At 73.3% G+C, this 5655-nt stretch carries 3 protein-coding genes; all 3 read right to left on the bottom strand.

All coding sequences use genetic code 11. From position 1 onward, the window contains the following. Nucleotides 1–524: 524 nt before the first annotated feature. Nucleotides 525–2093: a murein biosynthesis integral membrane protein MurJ gene (murJ, locus tag GXW76_RS24820; RefSeq protein ID WP_211864821.1), complete on the bottom strand. Its 1569-nt coding sequence runs from the start codon at nt 2091–2093 to the stop codon at nt 525–527. A gap of 164 nt (nt 2094–2257) precedes the next feature. Next, nucleotides 2258–3370 carry a glycosyltransferase family 4 protein gene (locus GXW76_RS24815; RefSeq protein ID WP_211864820.1) on the bottom strand — a complete coding sequence of 371 codons (1113 nt, stop codon included), beginning with the start codon at nt 3368–3370 and terminating at the stop codon, nt 2258–2260. Nucleotides 3371–3513: 143 nt separating this feature from the next. Continuing rightward, nucleotides 3514–5655, bottom strand: a 2142-nt coding sequence (locus GXW76_RS24810; protein ID WP_211864819.1) for a DUF4175 family protein, incomplete at its 5' end; no start/stop codon positions are given.

Here is a 5655-nt window from a genome sequence, read left to right as displayed (position 1 = left end):
CCCGCCGGGCGGCGCGTCGCCGGCCTGGCCGAGCGAGCCCTGGCCCGCGGAGGCGAGGTCACGCCCGCGCCTGTGGTCGCGGCGTTATCGGGCGACTTGTCCTGGTTCCCGGTCTCGCCACTGCCGGCCGCCGGGACGCCAAGGACGGCGGGCGGCTGAAGGGCAATGACGGGCGTCCGGGGATGGATCCGGACCGCACGGGCGACCCTCGGCATGCCATGCTGACGGCGCGGCGACGTGGCAAGGCGCAGCCCGGCGAGCGAGCCGCCGATCGTCCCCCACAATTGACGCGCCACAGTGATCACGTGAGCGAGAGCCTTCGCCGAGAGTTTCGTCTCGCAATTAACACGTGATGAACGAGAGAGGCGACTCTTTTATGCACCACACGCGCCTGTGTGCGTTTTTAGAGAACATCGACCCATTCTGGGACATTTTCGTGAGCGCTCCGGCGCCATGCCAATCAACGGCTGCAGTTCAGACCTCGCGCGCCCGCTTCGCGCGAGCCGATCGGCTGCCGAAGACCCTCAGGGTTGCTTTGCCGCCACGGGCGTGCTCGCCGGCCTTCGTCGCAGCATCCGCAGCACCTCCCGCGGATCGAAGGCGCCGAGCCACACCCCGCCACCGAAGTACACGGCCCCGCCGGTCGCGATCAGCACCGCCGCGGTCATGGCGCGCGCCACGGAACTCCCCGCCGCCGGCAGGGCGAAGGCCACCGCCACGACGGCCAGCCCCATGACCGCCGCCGTCGCGGCAATCCTCGGCACCGCGCGGCGGCACCGCCGGTCGGCGATGAAATGCCCGCGGCGCGCCAGCAGCCAGGCCAGCATTCCCGCATTCGCCCAGGCCGCGAGCGAGGTGGACAGCGCCACGCCCACATGCCGCAGCGGCCCCATCAGCATCAGGTTCAGCGCCAGGTTCAGCGCCACTGCCATCAGGCCGAGCTTCACCGGCGTCGCCGTGTCCCCGCGCGCGAAGAAGCCCGGCGCGAAGACCTTCACCAGCACGAAGGCCGGCAGGCCGACGGCATAGGCGATCAGCGCGGCGGCGCTGGCCGAGGCCTCGGCGGCGCTGAACGCCCCGCGCTGGAACAGCGCCGCGATGATCGGCCCGGCCGCCACGGCCAGTCCCACCGCCGCCGGCAGCGTCAGCAGGAGGGACATCTCCACCGCCCGGTTCATCGAGCGGTGCGCCGAAAGCGGCTGCCCCGACCGCAACTGCCGCGACAGCAGCGGCAGCAGCGCCGTGCCGACGGCCGCGCCGATCACGCCCAGCGGCAGCTGCGCCACCCGGTCCGCGTAGTAGAGGAAGGAGATCGCCCCCGCCGGCAGCAGCGAGGCGATGATGATGTCCACCGCCAGGTTCAGCTGCACCACCCCCGCCCCGATCACCCCGGGCACCATGCGGCGCAGCACCTGGCGGACCTCGGGCGTGATCGCCGGCGGACGCAGGATGTTTAGCGCCATGCCCGCCTGCGCCGTCGCCCACAGCACGAGCGCAAGCTGCACCACGCCGGACGCGGTCACGCCCCAGGCCAGCGCATGGCCCGGCGTGGCGACATAGGGCGTCAGCCAGAGCAGCGTCGCCATCGAGATCAGGTTGAAGAAGACCGGCGCTGCCGCCGCGGCGGCGAAGCGATCCAGCCCGTTCAGCACCCCGCCGACCAGCGCCGTCAGGCAGATGAACAGCAGGTAGGGGAAGGTGATCCGCGTCAGTTCGACAGCCAGTGCGAACTTGGCCGGGTCGTCCGAGAAGCCGGGCGCCAGCCCCCGCATCACCTGCGGCATGAACACGATGCCGATGACGACGAGCACGCCGAGCCAGAGCGTCATCAGCGCGCCCATCCGCTCGGCGAGCGCACGGGCGCTGGCACGGCCCTCCGCTGCCAGCGTCCCGGCGAAGGCGGGGACGAAGGCGGCGTTGAAGGCACCCTCGCCGAACAGGCGGCGGAACAGGTTGGGCAGTTTCAGCGCGACGAAGAAGGCATCCGCCACCGGCCCGGCACCGAGGCGGGAGGCGATCAGCATGTCGCGGGCGAAGCCGAGGATGCGGCTCGCCATGGTCCAGCTGCCGACGGTGAGCGCGGAACGGAGCATGGGCGGGGGGATGCCTGCGCTTCGGGGCGGAAGCAAGGCCGGGGGAGGAGAACCTCCCCCAGACCCCCTCCCTTCTTTGTCTCTTTGGAACCAACCGCCGAAGTCAGTTCCCAAAAGACAGAGAAGGTTGGGGGGTGCGGGGGGAAGTTCCCTTCCCCCCGCCTTCACAGCCCGAGCAGGTCCAGCGTCCGCCCGATCACCTTGCCTTCGTCGAACCGTCCGAGCGCCCGCGCCCGCCCGGCCTCGCCCATCCGCGCCCTCAGCGCCGGATCGCCGGCGAGCCGCGACAGCGCCGCCGCCAGCGGCGCGTCCTGCATGGGCGGCACCAGGAATCCCGTCTCCCCGTCCACCACTTGCTCGCGCGGTCCGCGGATGTCGGTCGCGACCACCGGCAGGCCGGTCATCATCGCCTCGATGACGCTCATCGGCAGGCCCTCGAAATGGGAGGGCAGGCAGAAGGCATCCGCGGCGGCGAGCACCCGCGCCACGTCGTGCCGGTAGCCGAGCCGGCGGATCCGGCGGCCGAGCGCGGCCTCCGCGCGCGCGAAGAGCGGCTCGAGGTCCTCCCCGTGGTCGGAGGCCAGCCGCTCCCCCACCACCCAGAGCACCGCGTTGGGTGGCGTCGCCTCCATCGCGCGCAGCAGTTCCGGGTGGCCCTTGTGGCGCACCAGGCGGGAGACCATGACGATGACGCAATCGCCCTGCGCCGCCCCGAATTCGGCGCGCAGGGCGGCGCGGGCTTCCTCGTCCGGGTGGTAGAGGGCGGGATCGCGCCCGTTCAGCACCGCGACCGCATCGCGATGGATGCCGAGGCGGCGGGCATCCTCGGCCTCCTCCTCGCTGACGGTCAGGAAGATGTCGGTGGCACGGCCGCCGAGGCGTTCCATGCGCAGCGATAATTGCCGCCGCCACCATGGTCCCGGCTGGTTGAAGAGGAAGCCGTGGCAGGTATAGGCGATGCGCGGCACGCCGGCCGTCCTGGCTGCCAGGCGTGCGAGCAGGCCGCTGATCGGCATGTGCGCGTGGACGAGGTCGAACTTCTCCCGCCGGAACAGGTCCAGCAACGCGCGGAAGGCGCGCGCCTGGGCGACCGGGTTCAGGCTGCGCGCCATGGGCACGGATTCGACGCGGAAGCCCTCGGCGCGGGGGATCTCAAGCAAGGGACCCTCGGCGCAGACACCGACGACCTCATGGCCGCGATCGCGCGCGCCGCGCATCACCGGCAGGAGGAAATGCCGGAGGGAGAAGTCGACGTTGGTGATCTCGCAGATCTTCATGCGCGGGCGGCATTAGGCCAGTTCACGCGCGCGGGCGAGGGGCGCTGCCTCCCGGAGCCCGCCCGCGGCGGCCCGTCCCCAGAAGACAAAGAAGGTTGAGGGGGGGGCGGGGGGAGAAGTTCCCTTCTCCCCCCGCCTGATCCTCAGAACCGCCTCAACAGCCTGTCGATGTAATCGAGTTCCGCCGGCGGCCGTTCCCGTTCCGCCCCGCGCCGCCGCAGTTCCTCCTGGATCCGCCGTGTCTTCAGCAGTTCCGCCTCATCCGGCACCCGCGTGTCGGAGGCGTTGTCCTGCCCCCCCGTCGCCTCGCGTGAGCGCCGCCCCAGCGGATCCCGCCCGGGCCCCTGTTCCTGCGCCTGGTCCTGCCCCTCGCCGCCCTGCTGGCCGCCGGCCATGCCTTCGCCCTCGCCGTCCTCATCCTCGCCGCCGTCGCCGGGCTGGGATTGGCCGAACTGGCGCTGCATCTGCTGCGCCATCTGGCGGCCGCCCTCGGTCAGGGCGCGGATGGCGCGCTGCTGGGCGTCACGGGCGTCGCGGCCCTCGCGCAGGGCATCGGCGGAATCGCGCATGGCGCGGTCGGCTTCGCCGAGTTGTTCCGGCACGTCCCCCGTCAGGTCGCCGAACTGCTGCATGAGTTCCCCGAGCGCCCGGCGCAGCGCGCGCTGCACGCGGCTGTCCTGCTGGGTCTCGGCCTGCTCCTGCGGGCTGGGCTCGGCCTGCTGCGGCGGCTGGGGCGGCTGCGGGAAGAGGCGGGGGAAGGTCTGGCGGCGCTGCTGCTGGCGCTCGCGGTCGGCCTGCTCCGCGCGCTGGTGGCCGCGGTCGAGCATCTCCGCCTGGCGGCGCACCATGTCCTGCACCGCGCCCATCTGCTGTTGGCCGCGCTGGCGGCTCTGCTGCCGCTGGCGGTCCTCGGCGCGCATGTTCCGGCCTTCCTCGAGCGCGCGGAGCATCTGTTCGAGTTCCGCCAGTTCGCGCTCGGCGTCCTCGGTGCGGCCCTGGCGAGCGGCGTCTTCCATGCGGCGGGTGCGGCGGTCGAGCTCGCGCTGGTCCATCAGGCGCTGCTGCGGGTCGTAGGGCAGGGCCTCGGCGTTCTCGCGCTGCAGGCGTTCGGCGAGGGCTTCCAGGTGGCGGCGGATCGCCTCGCGCAGGTCCTCGATGCGGCGCTGCAGGTCGGCGCGCTGTTCCTGCGTCAGGTTCTGGCCTTCGCGGCGGGCCTGCTCCAGTGCCTCGCGCAGCGCCTGGCGGGCCTCGGCCAGGGCGCGGGCGGTGCGGTCGGTGCGGCCTTCCTCCAGCGCGACGGCGACGTCCCACAGGATGCCCTGGACCTCCGCGACGGCGGCGGGGCGGCGGTCCCGCATCAGGCGGTGGCGGGCGCTGCGCAGGGCGAGGAAGGTGCCGGTGTCGTGTTCGAAGGCCTCCGGCGCGCCGGAGATGCGGTCGAGTTCCCGCCGTGCCGGCTCGCGGCCGGTCGGGTCCACGGACAGCGCCTTGCGCAGCGCGATCAGCGCCTGGGAGACCGGATGGGTGAAGGAGCGTTCCGGCAGTTCGAGGAAGGCGCCCTCGGACCGCCCTTCCTGCCCGGCATGGTCGCGGGCGACGAGGCGCGCCTCCACCTCCAGCCCCGCCCAGGGATGGGCGGAAAGGTCCGGCTGCGATGCGCCGCGCGCGCTGCGCGGGCTGCCGCCGGGGATGGGCAGGTCGAGGATTTCGGGCTCGGCGTCCGGCCGCAGCTTCAGGCGCAGTTCGACGCGCAGGGCGGCGAGGCCCCAGTCATCCTCCGCCCGCCATGGCAGGCGGATGGCGAGGCCGCGCGCCGCGCGCGCCGGGGGCTGGTCCCAGGCGGCGGTCGGCGGTGCGTCGGCGCGCAGGCTGAGCGACCATTGCGCAAGATCCCTGCCATCCCTCCGCACGGTGAGCCGCCCGCCGGTTTCGAGCGTCGTCTCCACCGCGAAGGAACCGCGGTCGAGGGTGCGGAAGGGCGCGGCGGCGCCGTCGAGCAGCAGGTCGGGCACGCCGCCCGCGCCGCCGGAAACGGCGACCTGCAGCCGGCTGCCCGACGGAGCGCTGACGGCCCCGCCGGCCGGGTCGAGGAAGACCGGCGCGGCGCCGGTATAGGCCGGGGGTGTGATCCAGGCCTCCAGCCTCACCGCGGGCGCGGAGGGCAGCGCGGCGGCGGAGAAGGCGGGCAGCAGGGCGCGGCGGAGACGCTCCGGCGCCTCTACCCCGGCGACGGTGAAGGCGGCGACGAGCGCGACCGCCAATCCGCCGCGCAGCGCCCGTGGGTC

The organism is Neoroseomonas soli (genome assembly GCF_018129065.1).
Classification (GTDB): domain Bacteria; phylum Pseudomonadota; class Alphaproteobacteria; order Acetobacterales; family Acetobacteraceae; genus Neoroseomonas; species Neoroseomonas soli.
Note: the sequence above shows the minus strand (reverse complement) of the source record. Positions and strands in the feature narration are given on the sequence as shown.